This window comes from Ollibium composti (assembly GCF_004801285.1).
Lineage (GTDB): Bacteria > Pseudomonadota > Alphaproteobacteria > Rhizobiales > Rhizobiaceae > Mesorhizobium > Mesorhizobium composti.
Genome location: NZ_SSNY01000008.1, coordinates 105,660 through 129,174 on the forward strand (window position 1 = coordinate 105,660; position 23,515 = coordinate 129,174).

Sequence of the window (23,515 nt, forward strand, 5' to 3'; positions counted from 1 at the left end):
CGTCAAGCCGGCTTGGTTCGCCGCTCGACGATATAGATGTGATCCGCCGCCAGCACGACCTCGCCGTGCTGGTTGACGACCTCGATACGCTCGATCAACCGGCCGGAGCCGGCTCGCTTCGGATCGTCCTCCTTGGCGGCGATGGTGGTGCGGGTATGGATGGTGTCGCCGATAAAGACCGGCTTGATGAAGCGCAACCGGTCGTAGCCGTAGGAAAAGGCGACGGGGTTGATGACACTCGCCGTCAGCCCGACGCCGACGGAAAACACCAGCGTGCCATGGGCGATGCGCTGGCCGAAGGGCGTTGCCTTCATGAACTCGGCGTCCATGTGATGCGGGAAGAAATCACCGGTGTGGCCGGCATGGACGACGAAATCGGTCTCGGTGATGGTGCGCCCGCTGGTCTTGCGCGATGCGCCGATCTCGTAGTCCTCGAAATATGTGGTCTGTTCCATCAGGGTTTCCTCGCCAACGGCGTGGCGGGCGCGGCGCTCGACCGGTACGCCGCCTCGACCAGCGCCATCGTGTTCCAGGCGTCCTCGACGGAACTGACCAATTCTGCGTCCTCGCCGGCGGCAAAGCGCTGGACATTGGCCATGCGGCCGACGAAGGCGTCCGGGAACCATGCGCCAGACAGTGGAACCGGGACCCAGCCGTCGCCGCCCTTCGGGTAGATTTCGAGGATATCCGGCTCGCCGCGCGGATAGTCGAGATTGACGCCGAGTTGCAGCCAGGCCGCGCCTTCGGTGCCCGAGATGCGAAACTCGCAGGCCTGATGGCGGCGGCCGAACTTGTGGTCGTGGTTGATCGACAGCGAACAGCGCACGGTCTCGCCGTAGTCGAGGATGGCGCTGGTGCGCGTCTGCGCCACCGTATGGTTCGGATGCCCAAGCGTCCTGGCGTGAACGCCGGCCGGATCGCCGAGCAGTTGCCGGATCAGGTCGAGATAGTGGATGGAGTGCATGGCGATCTCGACGCGCGGCGCCTTGAGCAGGAATTCCCAGAGCTGCCATGGCGTGTCGAGCGCCAGCCAGGCGTCGAAATCCACCACCTCGCCGAGCCAGCCCTTCGCGATCGCATCCTTCAGCGCCAGCATCATCGGCGCGAAGCGAAGCTGGAAATTGACCGCCGCTGAAAGCTTCTTCCGCCGGCAGATTTCCAGGATTTCTGTCGCCTCTTCGAGGTTGTTGCCCATCGGCTTCTGGATCAGGGCGACCGCGCCATCCGGCAGCGCCTCCAGCACCCCGGCATGACGGGCCGGCGGCGTGGCGAGATCGAAGATCGCGCCCTCGACGCTCGCTGCCTCGGCCACCGAGGTGAAGGCGCGGACGTTCCACTCGGCAGCCAGTTTCCGCGCTTTGGCCTGGTCCGGGTCATAGAGGCCTGCGACCGGGAAGCCGGCTTTTCTATAGGCCGGGAAGTGCGCGTCGCCGACGATGGAGCCGGCACCAAACGTCACGATCGGGCGCGGCTTCGACGGCATCGGCCACGATTGCGAAAAGGAGGCCGGATCGAAACGGTCAGTCATGATGGAACACTTCGTCCATCGACGCCCACCAGTCGCCCTCCTTGCGGGTCTCGAACGGCTGCTGCAGCGGCATGCAGATGGCCCACCATTCCTGCGTCTTGGGATCGGCAGCCATCTTGGCCATATCGGCTGCGAAATCGGTGCCGTGATATTCGAAAGAGGCGAACAGCAGGTTTTCCGGCTGCCTGAGATAGATCGAATAATTCTTGATGTTGCAGGCCGAAATGGTGGCCAGCACCTCCGGCCAGACGGCGGCGTGCAGGCGCACATATTCCTCGATCTTTTCCGGCTTGAGGCCGAGCACCATGCCCATGCGTTGCATCTCAGTTTCTCCGCTCGGTGACGATAGCGTCGAATTCGGCAATACGGCGCGCCTCGATGGCGTCGAAATCCCAGTCGATGCCGAGGCCGGGCTCCTGCGGCGCCAGCGCCTGACCATTCTCGATGCGCATCTTCCTGTCCGTCAGGTCGTCGAGCTGGGGAATGTACTCGACATACTTGCCGTTCGGGATGGCACAGACCAGGCTGACATGCAGCTCCATGAGGAAATGCGGGCAGACCGGCATGTCGAAGGCCTCGGCCATGTGCGCCACTTTCAGCCAGGGCGTGATGCCGCCGATGCGGCCGACGTCAACCTGCACGATGGAGCAGCCGCCCTTCTGCATATATTCGCGGAAGTGGCGGATCGAATAGAGTGACTCGCCGACCGCTACGGGCGTCGCCGTCGAGCGGGAAAGCCGCACATGGCCGTCGATGTCGTCGGCAGGCAGCGGCTCCTCGATCCAGGCGAGGTCGAGGTCGCGCAGCCGCTCGGCGCGGCGGATCGCTTCATCGACGGAGAAGCCCTGGTTGCAATCGGTCATGATCTCATAGCCGTCGCCGACCGCCTTGCGCACGGCGGAAAGCCGGGCGAAATCCTCGGCGCCGTGCGGCCTGCCGATCTTGACCTTGGAACCGGTAAAACCCTTGGCCTTGGCGGCCAGCGCGTCCTCGACGAGCGCTTGCGTGTCGATGTGCAGCCAACCGCCCTCGGTGGTGTAGAGCGGGCAGCGGTCCTTGGCGCCGCCGGCGAGCTTCCACAGCGGCAGGCCCTGTTTCTTCGCCCTGAGATCCCACAGAGCGGTATCGATGGCTGCGAGGGCGATGGCCGTGATGGCGCCGATGGTGGTGGCGTGCGTGGCGAATTCCAGCTCGTGCCAGATTGCCTCGATCCTATCCGCGTCGCGGCCGATCAGGCGCGGCGCCAGATGATCGGCCAGAAGCCGCATCACCGACGAACCGCCGGTGCCGATGGTGTAGCTGTAACCCATGCCGACCGCGCCATCGGCGTCGGTGATCGTGACGATCGGCGTCTCCTGCGAAACAAAGCTCTGGATGGCGTCGGTGCGCTTGACCTTCGGCTTCAAGTCGACCATGCTGAGTTCGACTTTTTCGATCCGGGCCATGGTCAGGTCCTCAGTGACTTGCCGGTTTCGGCGGAGAACAGGTGCGCCTGGGAAAGATCGAAGCTCATGGCGACGCGGTCGCCGGCCTTCAATGGTTTCGGGTTCAACATACGCGACACCCAATCGCGGCCGTCGAATTCGGAAAACACCAGCGTCTCGTTGCCGAGCGGCTCGGTGACCGTCACCGGCAATTCCAGCTCATGCACGTCGGCCGCATCGCCTGACTGGAGACCGTGGCCGACCGGATAGAGGTCGTCGGGGCGCAGGCCGAACACCACCTTGTCGCCGGCGCTGACGGTGGCCTTGAAGCGGCCGGGCAGCGGCAGGCTGCCGCCGCCGGAAAAAACCAGCCTGCCGTCCGCAACCGTTGCCTCGTGCAGGTTCATCGGCGGCGATCCGATGAAGCCGGCGACGAAACGCGTCGCCGGCCGCTTGAATACCTCGTCGGGTGTACCGACCTGCTCGATATAGCCTTCGCGCATGATGACGATGCGGTCAGCCAGCGTCATCGCCTCGACCTGATCGTGGGTGACATAGATGACGGTGGACTTCACCTTGGCGTGCAGCTTCTTGATCTCGGTGCGCATCTGCGTGCGCAGCTTGGCGTCGAGATTGCTGAGCGGTTCGTCGAACAGAAAGACGTCCGGATCGCGCACGATGGCGCGGCCCATGGCAACGCGCTGGCGCTGGCCGCCGGACAATTGCGAGGGGCGGCGCTCCAGCAGCGCATCGAGGCCGAGGATGGCGGAAGCCTCGGCGACGCGCCTGTCCGTCTCCTCCTTGGCGACGCCGGCGATCTTCAGCGAAAAGCCGAGGTTCTCGCGCACCGTCATGTGCGGATAGAGCGCGTAGGACTGGAACACCATGGAAATGTTGCGCGAGCGCGGCGGCAGGTCGTTGACGACGCGCTCGCCGATCTCGATCGTGCCACCCGAAATCTCCTCCAGCCCGGCGATCATGCGCAGCGTCGTCGACTTGCCGCAGCCGGACGGGCCGACCAGCGCGATGAACTCGCGGTCGCCGACATCGAGGTCGATGCCGTGGACGATCTCCATCGTGCCATAGCGCTTGGTCAGTTTCTTCAGGGATACGGTCGCCATGAAATCAACCTTTCACCGCGCCGGAGGTCAGGCCGCCGACGAGGTGCTTCTGGACGATGAAGGTGAGGAGCAGCGCCGGTACGATCATCACCACCGCCAGCGCGCACATGCCGCGCCAGTCGATGGTGAACTCGGCGGTGTAGTCGAGCAAGCCGACCGGCAGCGTCTTGGAGTTGATCGAGCGCGTGAGTTGCGAAGCGAGGGCGAATTCGTTCCACGAGGTGAGGAAGGCGAAGATGCCCGAAGAGGCGATACCCGGCCCGGCGAGCGGGAACTCGACCTGCCAGAAGGCCTGCCAGCGCGTGCAGCCGTCAATCTGGGCCGCTTCGGCGAGATCCTTCGGCACCTGCCTGAAGAAGCCGTCGATCAGCCAGATGGTGAACGGCACGTTGAGCGCGACATAGGCCAGGATCAAGCCGAAATGCGTGTCGATGATGTCGAGCTTGGCATAGACGAAGAACAGCGGCAGCGAGAGCGCGATGCCGGGCACCGTGCGCGTCAGCATCAGGCCGAGGAACATCGCCGACTTACCGCGGAAGCGGTGGCGGGCGAAGGCGTAGCCGCCGGCCATGCCGATGGCGATGGCGATCACCGTCGAGGTGATCGAGATAATCAGCGAGTTGCGGAAATAGTCGAGGACGGGAATGCCGCCCTTGCCGACGCCCGAAAACATCGCGACATAGGCGTCGAACGAGACCTGCTGCGGGATCCACACCGGCGGCTTGGCCATGATCTCGACGGTGGGCCTCAACGAGGAAAGCACGATCCACAGGCCGGGCAGGCAGATCACCAGCATGGCAAGGAACAGGCCGACGCGGTGGGCGACCGTGGCGATGCGGCGCTTCAGGCGGGCGGATGCGTTGGCGTCCATCGTCACCACTCCGCGCCGATCTGCGTGCGCGCCGCGGCAAGCTTCCTGAAGAAATAGACGGTGAAGACGATCGACAAAAGGATCGAGAAATAAGCCATGGCGTTGGCCTGCCCCATGCGCGCGTCGCTATAGGCGGTGCGCGCGATCAGCGTCCACAGGAGCTCGGTGCGGCCGGCAGGCCCGCCGTCTGTCATGATCTTGACGATGTCGTAGGCGCGCGCCACGTCGAGCGAGCGGATCGTCATGGCGATGTAGGCGAACGGCATGACGAACGGCAGGGTGACATAGCGGAACGTCTGCCAGGGCGTGCAGCCGTCGACGCGTGCGGCCTCCACCGGTTCCTTGGGCATGGCAAGCAGGCCGGCGAGAATGAGGATGGCGAAGATGGACGTGGAGGACCAGATTTCGGCGATCGAGATGGCGGCGAAGGCGAGCTTGCCGTCGATCAGCCAAGGGATGGCCCGTTCGGTCAGGCCGAGCGATTGCAGGGCGTTGTTCACCAGGCCGATATTGTCGTTGAACATGAACTTGAACTGGAAGCCGACGAGGATCGGCGAGAACATCATCGGGAACATCATGATGGTGCGCAATACACGCTGGCCGCGCGTCGCCTTCTCGACCAGCAGGGCCAACCCCAGGCCGAGCAGCATCTCAAGGTTGAGCGCCACCGTCAGCAACAGCACCGTGCGGCCGAAGGCGACCCAGAAATTCCAGTCGGAGAGGATGCGCTGGTAGTTGCGCAGGCCGATGAAGGTGAAGAAGGTCTCCGGCCGGGTCAGGCGGAACGGCGTGAAACTGGAATAGAACGACAGGATGAGCGGCACCACGACCACCGCCGCCAGCACGATCACGGCCGGCAGCAGCAGGAGGGTGGGTGCGGATAGCCGCCTGGCTTTCATGCAAAGACAATCCCTGGGGCGCCACGCGAACGGAGCACGGGGCGACGCCCCTGCTCGATGCAGACTATCGGCGCTGGGGCGAAAAAAGGAAGCGGCGCCGGGCAATCGCGACGGCGCCGCGTAAAGGACAAATCAGAGCTTGCCAGCATCCTCGAGGATCTGCGTCGCCTTGGCAGCCGCGTCGTCCAGCGCCTGCTTGGACGTCTTGTCGCCAAGGATAGCAGCCTGGAGCTCAGGATAGACAGCGTTGGAAATCTCGATCCACTCGGCAGTCTGCGGCACCGGGAAGGCGTTCTTGGCGGCTTCCTGGAAGGCCTGCAGCACTTCGGTCTTGTAAGGATCGGACTTCGCCTGCTCGATATCCCATTCCCACACGGCGGTGCGGGTCGGCAGCGGGCCGGCGGCGGCTTCCAGCTTCTGGCTGTCCTCGTTGGTCAGCCACCAGACGAGCGAGGCAGCAGCCTCCTTGTTGGCGCAGTTCTCGGTCACCGAGAAGCCGTGCGCGCCCGACCAGCCGGAACGCTTGCCCGACGAGCCCTTGGGCTGCACCTTGACGCCGACATTGCCGGCTACCTTGGACGACTTCGGGTCGTTGAAGAAGCCGGCCCAGCCCGGCCAGTCGAGGTTGAGCGCGACGGTGCCCGACGCAAAACCCTGGCCGAGATCGTCCCACAGGTAGTTGGTGGTGCCGGCCGGCACGGCCTTGGCCTTGTAGAGGTTTACGAACCAGTCGAGCGCCTGCACGCCGGCCTCGGAATTGAAGGCGGGCTTGCCGTCCTTGTCGAGATACTCGCCACCGTCGGCCACCAGCATCTCGTAGAAGCGGCCGTTGATGGCCTCTTCCTTGCCGGCGAACTGCGTGCCGTAGAAATCCGGCGGGTTGGCGAAGAATTCAGCCTGCTGGGCCATCTCGTCGAACGTGTCGGGCGGCGCCAGTTCCTCGCCGTACTTCTCCTTGTAGGCCTTCTTCTTGGCTTCGTCCTGATAGAGGCTCTTCTGGTAGTAGAGCGCCGAAACGTCGAACTGGGCACGCGGCAGCATCACCAGCTTGCCGTCCAGGGTCGCGGCGGCGATGTTGGCCGGAACGAAGGCGTCGATCTCCTCCTTCGGCAAGAGCGTGTTCAGGTCGACATAGATGCCCGGATATTGCGGAGCGAACGAGGTGTGGTTGGAGCCGACGCACCAGGTGATCGAGTTGGAGGCGATGTCCGACTTGATTTCCTTGTCGAGGTCGAAATGGTTCTTCTTCGACAGGACGTTGACCTTGGCGCCGGTCGCCTTCTCCCATTCACCGATGCGCTCGTAGAGCTTCTCGTATTGCTGGCCGCCGATCAGCTTGGCGTCGATGGTGACGCCGGGAAACTTGCCGGGCAGATCGGCCGCCTGTGCCATGCCCACGCCCGACACCAGCAGCAATGCACCGGCGGCGACGCCGGAAAGCAGTCTGTTCATGAATATCCTCCCTGGGGCATCCGTCGGCTGCCCATGATTTGAAGCCGTTCACTTGCTTCATTCATATGCAAACAAAATATTTACGACCGGTCAAGCCAAATATCTTCCCAACGCCGACCGTTTGCGTATATGAAGATTGAAATTCACCAGAGAGGCCATGGTGCAGGACGACGAGGACGACCGCTACCGCGCACCGGCGCTCGACAAGGGGCTGGACATCCTCGAGCTGCTGGCCAGCGTGGACAGCGGCCTGACTCAGGCCGAGATCGCCAAGCGGCTGGACCGCAGCCCGAACGAGTTCTACCGGATGCTCGACCGGCTGGTGAAACGCGGCTACGTCACGCGTCCCGACGGCGACCGCTACTCGCTGACCCTGAAGTTGTTCGGGCTCGCGCAACTGCACGCGCCGGTGCGCCGGCTCGTCTCTTACGCCACCTCGATCATGCGCGAACTGGCCGAGACCTCGTGGCAGGCCAACCAGCTCGTCGTGTTCGACCGTGGCAACGCCGTCGTCATCGCCCAGCAGGAGGCGCCTCACTACTGGGGCATCTCGATCCGCGTCGGCTCGCATATCAGCCTGTTCGACACTGGCTCCGGCCATGTGTTGCTGGCGTTCCGCTCGCCTGAGGAGCGCGCAATGATGATCGCCGAACACCTGCGCAGCAACGAAGAGATGAAGCAGTCGCCGGACTTCTTCGCCCGGCTCGACCAGGTGCGCCAGCGCGGCTACGAGATGATGGCCTCGCTGCAGACGGCGGGCGTCTATAATCTGTCCGCACCGGTCCTCGGCTCGGACGGGCGCGGCATCGCGGCGCTCACCATTCCCTACATCACGCTGGTCAACGCCCCAACCGCCCCGGACATTACCAAAACGATCGCCCTGCTTCAGGAGGCCACTGCCCGCCTGTCGAAGCTGGCGGGCTCAGACGTCGGGACGACGCCCTAATTCCGCTCAGACCGGCGCTTGGAAAAGCTGCCGCAAAAGAGGCGATTCAGGTCCGCGATCACGGCCGCAGCCGGCTTTTTCGCTGAAAGGCCTTCATTGATGGCGTCGGACGCCGCTTGCTGGAAGGCCATGTAGCCGTCGTGGCGCGGGCGCACCCAGGCGCCTTCGAGCGTGGCGCGCGTGGCGCGATAGAAATCGCCGGTGGCGGCGTTGACCGCACCGTCCTGCCAGGCGTCGGCATGGCCAGGCTGGCCGCCGGCGGCGGCATAGGGACCGCGCTGCACGGCACCGCTGGCAATCCAATAAGCGAAGTCGATGGCCGCGTCCCTCGCCGTGGAAAGGGCCGATACGGCGATGCCCGTGCCGCCGAGCGCGGAGCCGACCGGACCGTCGCCACCTGCCGCCGGAATGTCGCTGAAGGCCAGCCGGTGCGGCCGGAAGCCAGCCATCGCATAGGAAACATAGCCGTAGATCAGCGGCGCGCAGGCAATTTGCGAACCGGCCTCGGCCATCTTTTCCGACACCGCGATCGGGTCCATCGCAAGACAGTGCGGATCGACCAAAGCCGCCATTTCGGCGAGCATGGCAAAGGCCGTTTCGCCGGTTTCGCGGTCGATCAGGTCGCCCGGTCCTTCAACGGCGCAGGGCCGACCGAGATTGGCGGCGAGCGTATAGAACGCCATCAGAGAATGCGGTGGCTTGAGCGGCAGTAGCACTCGTCCCTGCCGGGCAAGGGCCAGCGCGTCCGCCCATGTCGCCGGCGGCGCATCGATGAGGTCCGGCCGCCAGGCCTGCACCTGTGCGGCCGCATCGATGGGAAAGGCCCATTGCCGGCCCTGCCATCGGTAGCTCGGATAGGAGCGTCCGACGCTTCCGGCGGCCAGCGCTTCACGTTCCGCCTCGCGTCCCACCACATCTAGCGGCGCCAGACAATTCTCGGCGGTGATCTGGCCGACATGCGGATGATCGATGACGATGAGGTCGTAGGCGCGCGCCAGTTCTTCCACCGGGAAGGATTCGAAGTCCTGCAGCGAGCGCTTTTCCCATGTGATGGAAACGCCTGTCTTGGCCTCCCAGAGCGCGGAACAGGCGACCATCGGGTCATAGCCGCGCGGATGGCTCCAGGTCATGCCTTTCAAGCGCACGCCGCTCACAGGCCGAACTCCATGCGGATTTTTTCGCTGTGCTCGCCGATGCGCGGCGCCGCCCGCTCGACCTTTGCCCGTACGCCGTCGACCCTGAGCGGCGAGCGCGTGGTGTGGATCGCGACGTCATCGTCGCGCGTCACCGTCTGCAACAGGTCGAGCGCCTTGAAGCCGTCGCTGTCCAGCATCTCGCGCCAGTTCAGAACCCTAGCGCACCAGACGTCGGCTGGCTCGAGGATCGCCAGCCATTCATCGACGGTTTTCTCGGCAATGCGCCGGGCGATGATGGCCTTGATCTCGTCGCGCGCGGTGAACCAGGTCGCGGGTTCGTCGCGATAGGGCGCAAGCGCCTCGATCTGCAAGAGATCGGCGAGCTTCGAAATGGGCATCATTGCGAGCGCCAGGAAGCCGTCGCTCGCTGGATAAACGCCGTAGGGCGCAGCCAGATAGGCATGGGCGCTGCGGAAGGAGGAGCGGCGCGGCAGGCGCTGCCCGTCGTTGAGGTGGGTGGTCAGCACCTCGAACTGGAAATCGATCAGCGCCTCGAACAGGCTCGTCTCGACATGACCGCCCTTGCCAGTGATGCCGCGCCGCACCAGGGCAGCGAGAATGCCCTGCGCGCAGGCGGCGCCCGCCAGCATGTCGGCCACCGCCAGGCCGAACGGCACCGGCCCCTGCTCCTCGTCGCCGTTCAGCCACATGATGCCGGAACGCGCCTGGGCGAGCAGGTCCTGGCCCGGCCGCTTCACCCACGGCCCCTCCTCGCCGTAGCCGCTGATCGAGGCATAGACCAGACGCGGGTTGAGCGCCTTGACGTGCTCGTAGTCGAGGCCGAGGCGCTCGATGACGCCCGGCCGGAAGTTCTGGATCAGCACGTCGGCATGCGCGAGAAGCCCACGCAAGGCCGCCAGATCGTCCTCGTTCTTCAGGTCGACGGCAAAGCTTTCCTTGGCCCGGTTGATGGCGTGGAAGATGGTGGAATCGCCGCCGATCTCGGTATCGCTGAGATAGAGCCGGCGCGACAGGTCGCCGCCGTCCGGCCGCTCGACCTTGATGACGCGGGCGCCGAGGTCGAGAAGCCTGAGCGAACAGTACGGCCCCGACAGGAACTGGCTCATGTCGACGACGACGAGGCCGGCCAGGGGCAGATCGGCGAGCGGCAAGTCAGCGGCGGCCATCGTCACTTCTCCGTCTTGCCGGCGAAATCGGCCGGGTTCCTGTACTTCACCGTCTGCAGATGCTCGCAATAGAGCACCAGTTCGCCCTCGCCCTTGAACACCTCGTAGCTGGCGCGGATCAGGCCCATGTCCTTGTAGCGAGGGGTTTTGTCCAGGTTGGTGCGGATCGAATAGATGGTGTCGCCGATGAAGACCGGCTTGATGAAGCGCAATTTGTCGTAGCCGTAGGAAAAGGCGTTGACGCAGTTGGTGGCGACGAGGCCGAGACCGGCGGAAAAGACGAAGGCGCCGGCAACCAGACGCTTGCCGAAAATGCCCTCGCGCTCGGCGAACATCTGGTCCTGCACGTAAGGGTGGATGTCGAGCACCAGCGCATTGAAAAGATGGCTGTCGCCTTCGGCCATGGTGCGGCGCAAAGAGCGGATCTTCTGGCCGACCGGCCAGTCCTCGTAGAACCAGTTCTCGGCGTTCCACACCGGCAAGTCGGCATGGTCGGCCGGCATGTCGGCGGGATGGGTGGAGGCGACGCCAACGGTCGGCGCGAAGCTGGTCATGAGTTGTCCATCCGCTGCGGGGAAAGCATGCATCGCACCGGCGTGGCGCCGCGCGACCGCATGACGATCCTCCCAATCTTCTCTTGTAAAGATCATATTCACATATGAGTTTGAAAGGCAAGCGAACAAACCGGCGTCGCAAGGCCGCGTGCCATCGCGGCCGAACGCACGGCTCAAGACAGGTCGATCCGACCGGCGAGCGATCGTGCAATCTATTTCGAGAGGGGCGAATAGGCCGACAGGATCAGGCGTTCTGCCTGGCCTAGATAGGTCTCGAGCGCCTGTGCGGCTTCCGCCGGCCGGCCGTCCTCGAGCAGGCCCAGAATGGCCCGGTTGCGGTCAACGAAGGGCGCGTGCAGGTGCTCGGCATTCGGCAGCAGGCCGAAGACGAGCCTCAGTTCCAGAAGAACCTGCCCGAAGAAGGCCGAAAGACGGGGGCTGTCGGCCAGTTCCACGATAGCCGCGTGGTAGGCGATGTCAGCGCTGCCGACGCCGAGCCAGTCGCCGATGCCGCGACAGCGCTCGGCCTCCTGCAAGGCGGCGCGCATGTGGATCGCGCCCGGGTGTCCGGCATAACCCTGGGCAAGCGCCGCGCACTGCACCAGCCGCCGCACACGGTAGACATCGACAATGGTCTGTGTGCTCGGGATCGAGACGAACACGCCCCGATTCACCTCATGGTTCAGGATGCCTTCCTTGGCGAGCACCCGGAACGCCTCCCGCAAGGTGTTGCGCGAGACGTCCAGTTCCTCGCTCAACGCCGCTTCGGACAGATGCGCACCCGGCTTGAGCGTGCCGGCGACGATGCGCTCGCGAAGACGTGCCGCGATGCGGTGGGATTGGGCGACGCCGGTCGCCCGCCGCTCGACAAGGGAGGAGAGCGAGCCGGCCGCATCGGCGTCAGGGCGAGCAGTCACTGTGCGCTCCATCATGGCGCCGATCTCCGAGGAACCGGCAGGGCCGAGACTTACGATCTGACCGGCCCTGCTTCAACCCGGTCCGGGAACACAGAACACCAAATAGGCAGCCGTCGCTTCCCATATTGTATACTACTATAATTAAGATTGTTGAACAATATGGACAAGCCAGTCACTTTCTGCTAAGGGATGCCAGGAAAGATGGAGACCTTGGGAGGGGTCGGTTCGATGGCGCTCATCGGCATTCACGCTTTTTGTCCTGGTTGCAGCCGCTCGCTCCGGATGCCCCAAGGCTGCCTTTGCCGCGATGGAGCCCCGTCATGCCGGTGATCGACATCAACAGCGACCTGGGTGAAAGCTTCGGCGCCTGGACGATGGGCGACGACGCAGCGATGCTGGACATCGTCAGCAGCGCCAACGTGGCGTGCGGCTTCCATGCCGGCGATCCAGCCGGCATCCTGCGCACGCTCAAGGCGGCCGGCCGGCGCGGCGTCGCCATCGGTGCGCATGTCGGCTACCGCGACCTTGCCGGCTTCGGACGCCGCAACATGGACCCGTCGAGCGAGGAACTGGTCGGCGACGTCATCTACCAGATCGGCGCGCTGAAGGGTCTGGCGGCGGCGGCCGGCACGACCGTCACCTATGTCAAGCCGCACGGGGCGCTCTACAACACCATCGCCCACGACCAACGGCAGGCGAGCGACGTCATCACCGCCATCCGCAGCGTCGATCCCGGCCTCGTCCTGATGGCGCTGGCGGGATCGCCGCTGATCGCGCAGGCCCGCGCTGCTGGCCTGACCGTCGTGGCGGAAGCCTTCGCCGACCGGGCCTATACCGCCGACGGCCAGCTCGTCTCGCGGCGCGAGAAGGGTTCGGTGCTGCACGACCCGCAGGAGATCGCGCAAAGGATCGTTCGCATGGTGAAGGACGGCGTGATCCGGTCGATCGACGGCAGCGACGTCGCCATCGACGCCCAATCCGTCTGCGTCCATGGCGACAGCCCCGACGCTGTGGCGATCGCCCGGCACCTGCGGGCCGGGCTGGAAGAAGCCGGCCTGTCCGTGCAGCCGTTTTCCGGCAAGGCCGAGGCGCGGTGACCGCGCTGGCGAAAACATCGCCTCCTGGAGCCGCTGGCTCGCCGATCGCCGGCCGGCACCCGGCACTGCGCTTTCTTCCCGTCCGCGCAGGCCGTATCCTCGTCGAACTCCCCGACCTGGAAACGACGCTCGCCCTGCTTGCTTCGCTCGAGAACGAGCCGATTGCCGGGATTTCGGAGCTCATCCCGGCGGCGCGCACCCTGCTCGTCGCATTCGACCCCGGCGAGCTAACGCCAGCACGTCTGGTCGAGGAGATTTCCGGCCGTGACCTTTCGGCCGCACCGGCAGCGACCGGCCCGCTGGTCGAAATTCCGGTTCGCTACGACGGTGAGGATCTTGCAGAGGTCGCCGCATTGCTGGGCATGAGCGAAGCGGAAGTCGTGCGGCGCCACACAGGCGCCGACTACACGGTTGCCTTCACCGGCTTTGCGCCCGGCTTCGCCTACCTCGCCGGCGGCGATCCGCTGCTCGACGTTCCGCGCCGCAAGACACCGCGAACGCAGGTGCCGGCGGGAGCCGTAGGACTGGCGGGAACATTCAGCGGCGTCTACCCGAAGACCAGTCCCGGCGGCTGGCAGCTGATCGGCTCGACGCCGCTCGCCATGTTCGATCTGGAGCGCGATCCGGCGACGATCCTGCAACCGGGATATCGCGTCGGCTTCGTCGACATGGCGGGTTCGCACCACCCTACGGCAATCGCCGCACACCGACGCAAGGCACCGAGGCAAGCGGCGCGCAAGGATGTCGTGGCCGCGCAGATGCACGTCCTCGACGCTCCATTTCCGGTTCTCCTCCAGGACCTCGGGCGCCCCGGTCAGGCCAGCCAGGGCGTCAGCATTTCCGGCGCGGCCGACAAGGTGAGCCTCAAGGCTGCCAATCGGCTGGTCGGCAACCCACCGGGCACGGCGGCGCTCGAAATCACCTTCGGCCGGTTTCGTTTCAGGATGAAGGGCGCCGGCGTCATGGCGCTGACCGGCGCACCGGCCTCCATCACCATCGAGGCGACGGACGGGACGACCATCGCCGCCACCAACGATGCGGCGATAGCGCTTGAAGACGGCGACACGGTTTCGATCGGCGAGGCGACGCGCGGCTTCCGCTCCTATCTGGCCTTGCGCGGCGGCTTCGCCGTCGAGCCGGTGCTGGGCAGCGGCTCCAGCGATACACTGGCGCAGATCGGGCCGCGCGCGCTCTCGACAGGTGATCGTGTCGACGTTCTGGCAGCGCCGGTGGGTGCGCTCGTCTCGACTGTCCAGACGATCCATCCCGACCTTCCGAAAGCCGGCGAGGTGGTGACGCTCGACGTCACGCTGGGGCCGCGCACGGACTGGTTCACGCCGCAGGCCGTTGCAAGCTTCCTGTCACAGGACTGGGAGGTTACGCCGCAATCGAGCCGTGTCGGCATCCGCCTGAAGGGCTCCGCTCTCGAACGCAGCGACACGCGCGAACTGCCGAGCGAGGCCACCATGCAGGGCGCCATACAGGTGCCGGCGAGTGGCCAGCCGGTACTGTTCCTTGCCGATCATCCGCTGACAGGCGGCTATCCGGTCATCGCCAACGTGGCAGCCCACCATCTCGATCTTGCCGGGCAAGTCCCCATCGGCGCCAAGCTGCGCTTCAACGCGCTCGGCCCCTTTGCCGAGATCGGAGCCGCGCCATGAAGAAGGTGCTGATTGCCAATCGTGGCGAAATCGCCGTGCGCATCATCCGGGCCTGCAAGGATGCGAGTCTCGCTTCGATAGCAGTCTACGCAGACGCCGATGCTGGTGCGCCGTTCGTGCGCATGGCCGACGAAGCCTACGCGCTGAACGGACAGAAGGCTGGCGAGACCTATCTCGACATCGGTAAGCTGATCGCTATCGCAAAGCGCTCCGGCGCGGATGCCGTCCATCCGGGCTACGGCTTCCTGTCGGAGCGAGCCGAGTTCGCGCAAGCGGTCATCGATGCGGGCATGACCTGGATCGGGCCGGATCCGAAGGTCATCGAGACGCTGGGCGACAAGCTTCAGGCACGCGAGATCGCCCGTGCCGTCGGCGCGCCGCTGGTCGCCGGCAGCGACGGGCCGGTCGCCACCGCCGCCGAGGCGCTCGCCTTCGCCCGAAAATTCGGCCTGCCCATCGCCATCAAGGCCGCCCATGGCGGCGGCGGGCGCGGCTTGAAGATCGCGCGCGCGATGGACGAAGTGGAGGAGCTTTTCGATTCCGCCACCCGCGAAGCCACAGCCGCCTTCGGGCGCGGCGAATGCTTCATCGAACAGTTCCTCGACCGGCCGCGCCACGTCGAGGCGCAGGTGCTGGCCGACAGGCTTGGCAACGTCGTCGTCGTTGGCACGCGCGATTGCTCGATGCAGCGCCGCAACCAGAAGCTCATCGAGGAGGCTCCGGCGCCGTTCCTGACCGACGAACAGCGCGAACGCGTCGAGCAGGCAGCGCGCGCCATCTGCAAGGCGGCTGGTTATACCGGCGCCGGCACGGTCGAGTTCCTGCTTTCCGCCGACGGCGTGATCTCCTTTCTCGAAGTCAACACCCGCCTCCAGGTCGAGCATCCGGTGACCGAGGAAACGACCGGCGTCGACCTCGTGCGCGAGCAGTTCCGCATCGCCGAAGGCCTGCCGCTCTCCTTCACCGAGACGCCGAGACCGCGCGGCCATGCGCTGGAGTTCCGCATCAACGTCGAGGACCCCGGCCGCGGCTTCCTGCCGATGGCCGGTGCGATTTCGCTTTTCGCCCCGCCGTCGGGTCCGGGTGTTCGGATCGACTGCAGCGTCGAAACGGGCTCGACGGTGCCGCCGCTGTTCGATTCCCTCATCGCCAAGCTGATCGTCTGGGGATCGACGCGCGACGAGGCCATCGCCCGGGCGCGGCGGGCGCTCGGCGAGTTCCGCATCGAGGGCGTGCCGACCGTCCTGCCCTTCCACCGCGCCGCACTAGGCCATCCGGATTTCTCGAAAAACTTCGCCATCCACACCCGCTGGATCGAGACGGATTTTGCCGGGGTATTGGACGCCGGCAGGCGTCCGGCGCCAGTGGTCGAGGCCGGCATGTTGCGCGGCAGGATCGAGATCGACGGCAGGCTCGTCGAGATCGGCATTCCCGACGCGCTGCTCGGTCTGCTCGGACGACCAGCAGCTACCCCGGTCGAACCCTCTTCGCCCACGCCGGACGAAAATGCCGTACGCGCGCCGGTTCCGGGCGTGCTCGCACTGTGGCGCGTATCGGATGGAGATCGTGTCGAGGCGGGCGACGTGGTTGCCGTGATGGACGCCATGAAGATGGAAACGACCGTGGCGGCGCGGCACAGCGGCAGGATAACGCTTTTGGCGAAGGCGGGATCGTTGCAGACTGCCGGTGCGGTCATCGCGCGGATCGCGCCGGCCGATGCCGGCACGACCGGAACCGATGCCTCGGAGGTTCAGGAATGATCGATCCGATCCTGTCGATCGAGGGCCTCAGCGTCGAGTTCGGCGCCAGCCGCGTGGTCGACAACCTGTCCTATTCGGTCGAGGCCGGCCGCACGCTTGCCATCGTCGGCGAGTCCGGTTCCGGCAAGTCGGTGACAGCCCTTTCGATCATGCGGCTGGCCGACATGGCCGGCGCCCGCTTCGCTGGCGGTAAAATCCTTTTCCAAAGCAGCAATGGACCGGTCGATCTTCTGGCGCTCAGCCAGGACCAGATGCGCTCGATCCGCGGCAAGGAGATCGCCATGATCTTCCAGGAGCCGATGACCTCGCTCAATCCCGTCTTCTCCATCGGCGACCAGATCAGCGAGGCGCTGATCCTGCACGAGCGCCTGACCGGCGCGCAGGCGCTGGAGGCGGCGGCGGAGCTGTTGGCCAAGGTGCGCCTGCCCGACCCGAAGGGTCAGTTGAAGCGCTATCCGCACCAACTGTCAGGCGGCATGCGCCAGCGCGTGATGATCGCCATGGCGCTGGCCTGCAAGCCGAAGCTGCTGATCGCCGACGAGCCGACCACGGCGCTCGACGTGACAATCCAAGCGCAGATCCTCGCCATCCTCCGCGACCTGCAGAAGGAATTCGGCATTGGCGTCATCTTCATCACCCACGACATGGGCGTGGTGGCGGAAATGGCCGACGACGTGGTGGTGATGCGAAACGGCCGCAAGGTCGAAGAAGGCGACGTCAGGACCATCTTCGCCAAGCCCGTGCAGCCCTACACCAAGGCGCTGCTCGCCGCCGTGCCGAAGCTCGGCGCCATGCAGGGCAAGGACCTGCCCCTGCGCACGCCGCTGACCGCCGCAACCGACGACGGCGTGACGACCGCGGCCGAAGAGGAGCGCATCCAGGATACTGCCCGCGAAGACGCGGCGCCGCTTCTGGAAGTGCGCGACCTTGTCGTGCGCTTCGACGTCAAGCGCGGCCTGTTCGGCGGCGTCAGCCATCGCGTCCATGCCGTCGAGAAGGTCGGCTTCACCATCTATCCGGGCGAGACGCTGGCGCTCGTCGGCGAATCCGGATCGGGCAAGTCGACCATCGGGCGCACCATCCAGCAATTGCAGGCTGCTACTTCCGGCACGATCTCGTTCCGCGGCCGCCAGCTGACGGACCTGAACAAGGCCGAGCGTCACGCACTGCGGCAGAAGATCCAGTACATTTTCCAGGACCCGTTCGAATCGCTCGACCCGCGCAAGACCGCCGGCTTCTCCATCGCTGAGCCGATCCTGACGCACAGGCTGATGTCTGCCGCCGATGCGAAGCGCAAGGTGCATGAGTTGCTGGAGCGCGTCGGGTTGACGGCGGCGCATGCCGGGCGCTATCCGCACGAGTTTTCCGGCGGCCAGCGCCAGCGCGTCTGCATCGCCCGCGCCCTCGCCTGCGATCCGGAACTCATCGTCGCCGACGAATCCCTGTCGGCGCTGGACGTCTCGATCCAGGCGCAGATCATCAACCTGATGATGGACCTGCAGGCCGAGCGCGGCCTGGCCTATCTCTTCATCAGCCATGACATGGCGGTGGTGGAAAAGATCAGCCACCGTGTCGCCGTGCTCTATCTCGGCCAGATCGTCGAACTCGGCCGGCGCCGGCAGGTGTTCGAGACGCCCGCGCACAGTTACACCAAAAGGCTCTTGTCGGCGGTTCCGGTCGCCGATCCCACGGTCCGCCGCGATACGCCGGTCCCCACCGGCGAGATCCCGAGCCCGCTTCGCCCGGTCGGCGACGAGCCGGCCATCGTCACCATGAGCGAAATCGAAGCCGGCCATTTCGTCGCCGGTTAGGAACAATCCACAGGAGGAACCAACGCATGGAACTCAAATTCACCCGGTCGCTTCTCGGCGCGCTGGCACTGTCCACCGCCCTGATTGCCGCTTCGCCGTCCCTCGCCGCCGGCAAGCTGACCGTTTCGCTGTCTCAGGACCCCGGCAGTTGGGACCCGGTCGATACCTTCCTCGTGGCCTGGGCGACCGTGGCTACCAACATCTTCGATGGCCTGACCTATCGCGGGCCGGACCTGAAGCTGGTTCCCGGCCTTGCCGAGTCCTGGCAGGTCTCCGAGGATGGCAAGAAGATCACCTTCAAGCTGCGCCAGAACGTCAAGTTCCACGACGGCGAGCCCTTCAATGCCGACGCCGTGAAATTCACCTTCGACCGCCTGCTCGGCGACGAAGGCTCGAAGGGGCCGCAGAAATCCAACTACGCGGCGATCGAGAAGGTCGAGGTGGTCGATCCCTCGACCGTCGATTTCATCCTGAAGAGCCCCGATCCGGTGCTTTTGACCAAGCTCGCGGGCTATGGCGCCATGATCGTGCCGCCGAACTACATCAAGGAAAAGGGCGAGGATTACTTCAACACCCACCCGGTCGGCACCGGCGCCTTCAAGTTCATCTCCTACGAGCCGAAGATCGGTGTGAAGCTCGAGGCCAATCCGGACTATTGGGGCGGTGCGCCGAAAATCTCCGAGCTCGACTACAAGTTCATCACCGAGCCGGCCACCGCCGTCGCCGAGTTGCAGGCCGGCCGCGTCGACATCGTCGTGCCGCCGATCATCCCGATCTCGATGGTGCCGACCATCAAGGGCGATTCCCGCCTCGAACTGATGAGCGTTCCGGGGCCGACGGTCGATGCGCTGCGCTTCAACACCCGCGACGGCATCACTGCTGACGTGCGCGTGCGCAAGGCGATCATCATGGCCGTCGACCGCAAAACCATCGTCGATGCCATCCTGGCCGGCCAGGCTTCGGAGATCGTCAGCTTCCAGAGCTCGCTCTCGCTCGGCTACGATCCGGACCTCAAGGGCCTGCCCTTCGATCCGGAAGGGGCGAAGAAGCTTCTGGCCGAGGCCGGCGTGAAGCCGGGCGCGCCGCTGCAGATCGACATCCGCGGCAATGACGCGACGATGAACGAGGTGGCGCAGGCAGTGAGCAGCTACCTGCAGGCCGTCGGCCTGAACCCCACCATCAAGCCCTATGAATTGAACGTGCTGCTCAACGACATCATCCCGCAGGGCAAGACGGGCGCGCTGTTCCAGCAGAAGTGGGGCGGCTGGACCTTCGACTACGACAACACCGCCTATTCGATGTATCACAGCGGCGAGAAGTGGAACCCCTACGAGAAGGACGCCGAGCTCGACAAGCTGCTGGAATCGCAGCGGCCGATGACCGATGCGGCCGAGCGCGAGAAGGTGCTCAAGCAGATCGCCGCCTATGTGAACGACAAGGCGCTGGAACTGCCGCTCTACAATTCCAACGCCATCTACGGCGTCAACAAGCGGGTGAAGAACTTCACGCCCGCCCCCGACAACCGCATCAAGCTCAACGAAGTGACTGTCGACTAGGCGTGACCACTGCGGACGCCGCGCCCATTGCGCGGCGTCCTGACTAAACCCGGAGCGGCCCCGTGATCGGCTTTCTGACCAAACGCATCCTGCAGGCGATCTTCACTGTTCTCGTGGTGACGCTGGTCGTCGCTTTCGCCATACGCCTCACCGGCGACCCGGCGCTGATCAGCGCGCAGGGCGGTGGCACCGTCACCGAGGCGGACCTGCAGCGCATCCGAGTCGCGCTGGGCGTCGACCGGCCGTTCTACGTGCAGTATTTCGGTTTCCTCAAAGGGCTGCTGACGCTCGATTTTGGTCGCAGCTTCGTCGGCGGCACGCCGGTATCGCAACTGATCGGCACGGCGCTGCCGGCGACGCTGACGCTTGCCTTCGCCTCGCTCTTCGTCTCCATCGTGCTGTCGATTCCGCTCGGCGTAAAGGCCGCCACAACGCGCGGCAAATGGCCTGACCAGGCGATCCGTATCTTTTCCTTGATCGGCCTGTCCTTCCCGAATTTCTGGCTGGCGACGATGCTGGTGCTGTTGTTCGCCATCGCGCTGCAATGGCTGCCGCCGTCCGGCTATGACGGCTTTTCCAGCTACATCATGCCGGCCGTCACCATGGGGCTGATCTTGACGGCGACCAATGTGCGGCTCGTGCGCACCACCATGCTCGACACGCTGCGCTCGCAATATGTCATGGTCGCCCGCGCCAAGGGGCTCAGCGAAACCAAGGTGCTCTACAAGCACGCTCTGCGCAATTGCGCCATCGTGCTGCTGACCTTCCTCGGCGTGCAGTTCGGCGGCCTGCTCGGCGGCATCGTCGTGGTCGAGCGCGTGTTCAACTGGCCGGGCATGGGCACGCTCGCCTTCGACGCGGTCGCCGCGCGCGATTATCCGGTGCTGCAATCCGTCATCACCGTGCTCTCGGCTCTCATCATCGGCGTCAACCTTCTGATCGATCTTGCTTACGGGTTGATCGACCCACGCATCAGGACGCAGTGAAATGGCCAATGCAACGACATCCGGGCGTCTCAACCGCTTCAAGGCGATGGAATTCGTCGTCGGCATCCTTTTGTTCGGCACGATCTGTCTGGCCGTCCTGTTCGCGCCGCTGCTGTTTCCCGACGGCGGCACCAAGATCGACCTCGCCGCCCGCCTGACGGCACCGTTCCAGAGCTTCGCGCATGTGCTGGGCACCGACCCGCTCGGCCGCGACGTGCTGGCGCGCGTGGTGACCGGCGGCAAGGTCTCGCTGGTCGTCGGCTTCGCCTCGGTGGTCGGCTCGATCTTCGTCGGCGTGGCGATGGGGCTGGTCGCCGGCTACTATCGCGGCGCCTGGGACGCGCTCCTGATGCGCTTCGTCGACGTGCAACTCGCCCTGCCCTTCATCCTGCTCGCCATCACCTTCTTCGCCATCCTCGGCGGCAGCCTGATCAACACCATCGTCCTGCTGATCGTGTCACAATGCGTGCAATATGCCCGCCTCGTCCGCGGGTCGGTGCTGTCGCTGCGCGAGCGCGAGTTCATCCTGTCGGCGCGCGCCATCGGGGTGGCCGACCGCAACATCATCCTGCGCCATCTTCTGCCCAACCTGCTAGGTCCGGTGATCGTGCTGGCGACGTTGAACTTCGCCAACAACATCCTGCTCGAAAGCAGCCTGACCTTCCTCGGCCTCGGCGTCGATCCGACCATTCCGAGCTGGGGCGGCATGCTGGCCGATGCACGCACCTATCTGCAGACGGCATGGTGGGTCAGCGTTTTCCCCGGCCTCGCCATCCTGCTCACCGTGCTCGGCCTCAATCTCCTGGGCGACTGGCTGCGTGACAGCCTCGACCCGACCGGAAGGACGTCGCGATGACCATGCTGCTCGACAAGCGCTTCGAGCGCACGCTGGATGCCGTCCTCAAGGCTGAGCGCGGCACCTCCACACTGGAGCTGTGGACATTCGACGACCGCAGGCATCGCCGCGAGGCCGAGGCGCGTTTCGCCAAGGCCAGCATTTCCGCGCGCTGCCGCAGCGCCTACAAGCCCCTGCTCCACTTCTTCCTGGAGGAGGTCGAGCGTACCGAGTTGGCCGCCGCAAGGATCGCCTATCCCGTGCATGAACAGGCCGCGGCGAACCGGTTCCGGCTAGAGGCCTATCCTCTTGCCGGTCTGCTCGAAGGCGTCGACCTCGCTTTCGAGCCACGGCAGGGCGATGGTTTCGTCTACGACGTCGAGTTGCGTTTCAAGGATGGCCGGCGCCAAACCCATTCGGTGCTGGCGCCCAACCGTCTGCATGGCGACGCGCAGGACCGGCCGACGGTATCGCCGACGGGCTGGATCGTCCGTGACGGCAAGGGTCCCGGCGAACGGCTGGAGACGGACTACGAGCGGCTGTTCGAGGCAATCTGCTTGGCGGCGACAAACGCCGATTGGCCGAAGAGCGAGCCGTTCTTTCCCGAGCTCGCCATCGACGTTGCCTATCCCGCCGAAGACGAGGCGCTCGACTTCTCGCACGAGGTCGTGAGCCTCAGGGAAGCGCTGCACGAGGACCTTTATTTCACGCTGCTGGATGTCTTTCATAGGCGTTCCGGCCGCGCGCCGGGAGACCGGACGCTGCAACCCGGCCGCATCGTGCCGATGGTCGTCGGGCGAGGAGAAAAGGTCAGCGCGCGTGTCGAGGTGCGGCCGATCCGCCGCTTCGCGACCAAGGCGAACGACCGGCCATCGGAACCCATCCGCTCGGCACCGGGTTTCGCGCGCATCGCGGCCGAGTTGACGAAGGTGGGCGGCACACCGTTCGAGGTGCGTTCGGTCGGCGGCCGCAGGATCGTCGCGCACCATGTGTCGGGGAGCGACGTGCCGGTCATGGTCAGCGGCGGGCAGCATCCGAACGAGGTGACCGGGGTGCTCGGCGCGCTGTTCGGCGGACAGGCGCTGGCAAGCAAGCCCAACGCGCATTTCACCGTTTCGCCGGTCGAAAACCCGGACGGCTATGCGCTGCACCAGCGCCTGTGCCGCGATAACCTGAACCACATGCACCACGCCGCGCGCTACACCGCGCTGGGCGATGACATGGAATACCGGTCATCGGGCAAGCTGTGGGAGAAGGAAATCCGCGTCGCTGCCCAGCGGCTCACCGGTGCGACACTGCATGTCAACCTGCATGGCTACCCGTCGCATGAATGGACCCGGCCGCTTATGGGTTACATTCCGCGCGGCTTCGAGATGTGGACGCTGCCGAAGGGTTTTTTCCTTATCCTGCGCTACCACCCGGGATGGGAAGAGCCGGCCATGACGATGCTGGACAGCGTGACCAGGCGACTGGGCAAGGTGCCAGGCCTCACCGACCTCAACCGCAGGCAGATCGCCCTTTACGAGATCCATGCCGGCGATGCAGGCTTCCAGATGATCAATGGCTTTCCATGCCATTGTTCGCTGGACGAGCGCTCCAGCGTGCCGGTGACTCTGATCACCGAATACCCGGACGAGACGATCTACGGCGACGCTCTGGTAGCCGGCTACAAGGCGCAGGCGGAAACGGTCGTCGCGGCCTATGACGCCTGGCAGGTCTGCGCGCCGGAGGCCTGAACCTGCTGCCGGCGCCCCGCCCTGACGCTGTACCCAGC

21 protein-coding genes are annotated in these 23,515 nt (G+C 65.2%); 9 read left to right on the plus strand and 12 right to left on the minus strand.

Annotation, left to right across the window (positions count from 1 at the left end; genetic code table 11):
* Positions 1–2 precede the first annotated feature (2 nt).
* The 8 genes from E6C48_RS14545 to E6C48_RS14580 all read right to left on the minus strand — a co-directional run bounded on the left by E6C48_RS14545 (position 3) and on the right by E6C48_RS14580 (position 7,295).
* Entirely contained in the window at positions 3–458 is a 456-nt protein-coding gene (locus E6C48_RS14545) for a MaoC/PaaZ C-terminal domain-containing protein (protein ID WP_168734545.1), read from the minus strand.
* Positions 455–1,528: a Gfo/Idh/MocA family protein gene (locus E6C48_RS14550; RefSeq protein WP_136358424.1), complete on the minus strand. Its 1,074-nt coding sequence runs from the start codon at positions 1,526–1,528 to the stop codon at positions 455–457. The genes E6C48_RS14545 and E6C48_RS14550 overlap by 4 nt, the downstream gene beginning before the upstream one ends.
* A complete protein-coding gene (locus E6C48_RS14555) occupies positions 1,521–1,850 on the minus strand; it encodes an L-rhamnose mutarotase (protein ID WP_136358427.1) in 330 nt (109 codons plus the stop codon). The genes E6C48_RS14550 and E6C48_RS14555 overlap by 8 nt, the downstream gene beginning before the upstream one ends.
* Position 1,851: 1 nt before the next feature.
* Positions 1,852–2,973 carry a mandelate racemase/muconate lactonizing enzyme family protein gene (locus E6C48_RS14560; protein WP_136358429.1) on the minus strand — a complete coding sequence of 374 codons (1,122 nt, stop codon included), beginning with the start codon at positions 2,971–2,973 and terminating at the stop codon, positions 1,852–1,854.
* 2 nt (positions 2,974–2,975) lie between these two features.
* The gene (locus tag E6C48_RS14565) at positions 2,976–4,073 is read right to left on the minus strand and encodes an ABC transporter ATP-binding protein (protein ID WP_136358431.1); all 1,098 of its coding nucleotides are present in this window, start codon (positions 4,071–4,073) and stop codon (positions 2,976–2,978) included.
* Between the two features lie 4 nt (positions 4,074–4,077).
* Complete coding sequence (locus E6C48_RS14570) at positions 4,078–4,944, minus strand: carbohydrate ABC transporter permease (RefSeq protein ID WP_136358433.1); 867 nt, start codon at positions 4,942–4,944, stop codon at positions 4,078–4,080.
* Between the two features lie 2 nt (positions 4,945–4,946).
* Positions 4,947–5,843 (minus strand): carbohydrate ABC transporter permease, encoded by an 897-nt coding sequence (locus E6C48_RS14575; protein ID WP_136358435.1) that lies wholly within the window; start codon positions 5,841–5,843, stop codon positions 4,947–4,949.
* 132 nt (positions 5,844–5,975) lie between these two features.
* A complete protein-coding gene (locus E6C48_RS14580; protein ID WP_136358437.1) occupies positions 5,976–7,295 on the minus strand; it encodes an ABC transporter substrate-binding protein in 1,320 nt (439 codons plus the stop codon).
* Between the two features lie 157 nt (positions 7,296–7,452).
* On the opposite strand from E6C48_RS14580, the gene E6C48_RS14585 reads away from it, so the two are divergent.
* Complete coding sequence (locus tag E6C48_RS14585) at positions 7,453–8,241, plus strand: IclR family transcriptional regulator (RefSeq protein WP_407941002.1); 789 nt, start codon at positions 7,453–7,455, stop codon at positions 8,239–8,241.
* Here E6C48_RS14585 and E6C48_RS14590 read toward each other — a convergent pair.
* The 4 genes from E6C48_RS14590 to E6C48_RS14605 form a co-directional block, all read right to left on the minus strand.
* Positions 8,238–9,371 carry a type 2 periplasmic-binding domain-containing protein gene (locus E6C48_RS14590; protein WP_206086511.1) on the minus strand — a complete coding sequence of 378 codons (1,134 nt, stop codon included), beginning with the start codon at positions 9,369–9,371 and terminating at the stop codon, positions 8,238–8,240. The two genes, E6C48_RS14585 and E6C48_RS14590, sit on opposite strands and share 4 nt — an antisense overlap.
* 20 nt (positions 9,372–9,391) lie before the next feature.
* Positions 9,392–10,564: a CaiB/BaiF CoA transferase family protein gene (locus E6C48_RS14595; RefSeq protein ID WP_136358441.1), complete on the minus strand. Its 1,173-nt coding sequence runs from the start codon at positions 10,562–10,564 to the stop codon at positions 9,392–9,394.
* Positions 10,565–10,566: 2 nt separating this feature from the next.
* On the minus strand, positions 10,567–11,118 hold the full coding sequence (locus tag E6C48_RS14600) for a MaoC family dehydratase (protein WP_136358443.1): 552 nt from the start codon (positions 11,116–11,118) through the stop codon (positions 10,567–10,569).
* Positions 11,119–11,330: 212 nt separating this feature from the next.
* Positions 11,331–12,050: a GntR family transcriptional regulator gene (locus tag E6C48_RS14605; protein ID WP_230978771.1), complete on the minus strand. Its 720-nt coding sequence runs from the start codon at positions 12,048–12,050 to the stop codon at positions 11,331–11,333.
* A gap of 305 nt (positions 12,051–12,355) precedes the next feature.
* On the opposite strand from E6C48_RS14605, the gene E6C48_RS14610 reads away from it, so the two are divergent.
* The 8 genes from E6C48_RS14610 (at position 12,356) to E6C48_RS14645 (ending at position 23,477) form a co-directional block, all read left to right on the plus strand.
* A complete protein-coding gene (locus E6C48_RS14610; RefSeq protein WP_136358445.1) occupies positions 12,356–13,132 on the plus strand; it encodes a LamB/YcsF family protein in 777 nt (258 codons plus the stop codon).
* A gap of 65 nt (positions 13,133–13,197) precedes the next feature.
* Positions 13,198–14,793: a 5-oxoprolinase subunit B/C family protein gene (locus E6C48_RS14615; RefSeq protein WP_136358677.1), complete on the plus strand. Its 1,596-nt coding sequence runs from the start codon at positions 13,198–13,200 to the stop codon at positions 14,791–14,793.
* On the plus strand, positions 14,790–16,553 hold the full coding sequence (locus E6C48_RS14620) for an acetyl/propionyl/methylcrotonyl-CoA carboxylase subunit alpha (RefSeq protein ID WP_136358447.1): 1,764 nt from the start codon (positions 14,790–14,792) through the stop codon (positions 16,551–16,553). The genes E6C48_RS14615 and E6C48_RS14620 overlap by 4 nt, the downstream gene beginning before the upstream one ends.
* Entirely contained in the window at positions 16,550–18,364 is a 1,815-nt protein-coding gene (locus tag E6C48_RS14625; protein WP_136358449.1) for an ABC transporter ATP-binding protein, read from the plus strand. Before E6C48_RS14620 ends, E6C48_RS14625 begins: the two co-directional genes overlap by 4 nt.
* Positions 18,365–18,390: 26 nt before the next feature.
* Positions 18,391–19,920 (plus strand): ABC transporter substrate-binding protein, encoded by a 1,530-nt coding sequence (locus tag E6C48_RS14630; RefSeq protein WP_136358451.1) that lies wholly within the window; start codon positions 18,391–18,393, stop codon positions 19,918–19,920.
* A gap of 62 nt (positions 19,921–19,982) precedes the next feature.
* Positions 19,983–20,906, plus strand: a complete 924-nt coding sequence (locus E6C48_RS14635) for an ABC transporter permease (RefSeq protein WP_136358453.1) — start codon at positions 19,983–19,985, stop codon at positions 20,904–20,906.
* A 1-nt stretch (position 20,907) separates the two neighbouring features.
* The gene (locus tag E6C48_RS14640) at positions 20,908–21,762 is read left to right on the plus strand and encodes an ABC transporter permease (protein WP_136358455.1); all 855 of its coding nucleotides are present in this window, start codon (positions 20,908–20,910) and stop codon (positions 21,760–21,762) included.
* Entirely contained in the window at positions 21,759–23,477 is a 1,719-nt protein-coding gene (locus tag E6C48_RS14645) for a M14 family metallopeptidase (RefSeq protein WP_136358457.1), read from the plus strand. The genes E6C48_RS14640 and E6C48_RS14645 overlap by 4 nt, the downstream gene beginning before the upstream one ends.
* Positions 23,478–23,515: the final 38 nt, after the last annotated feature.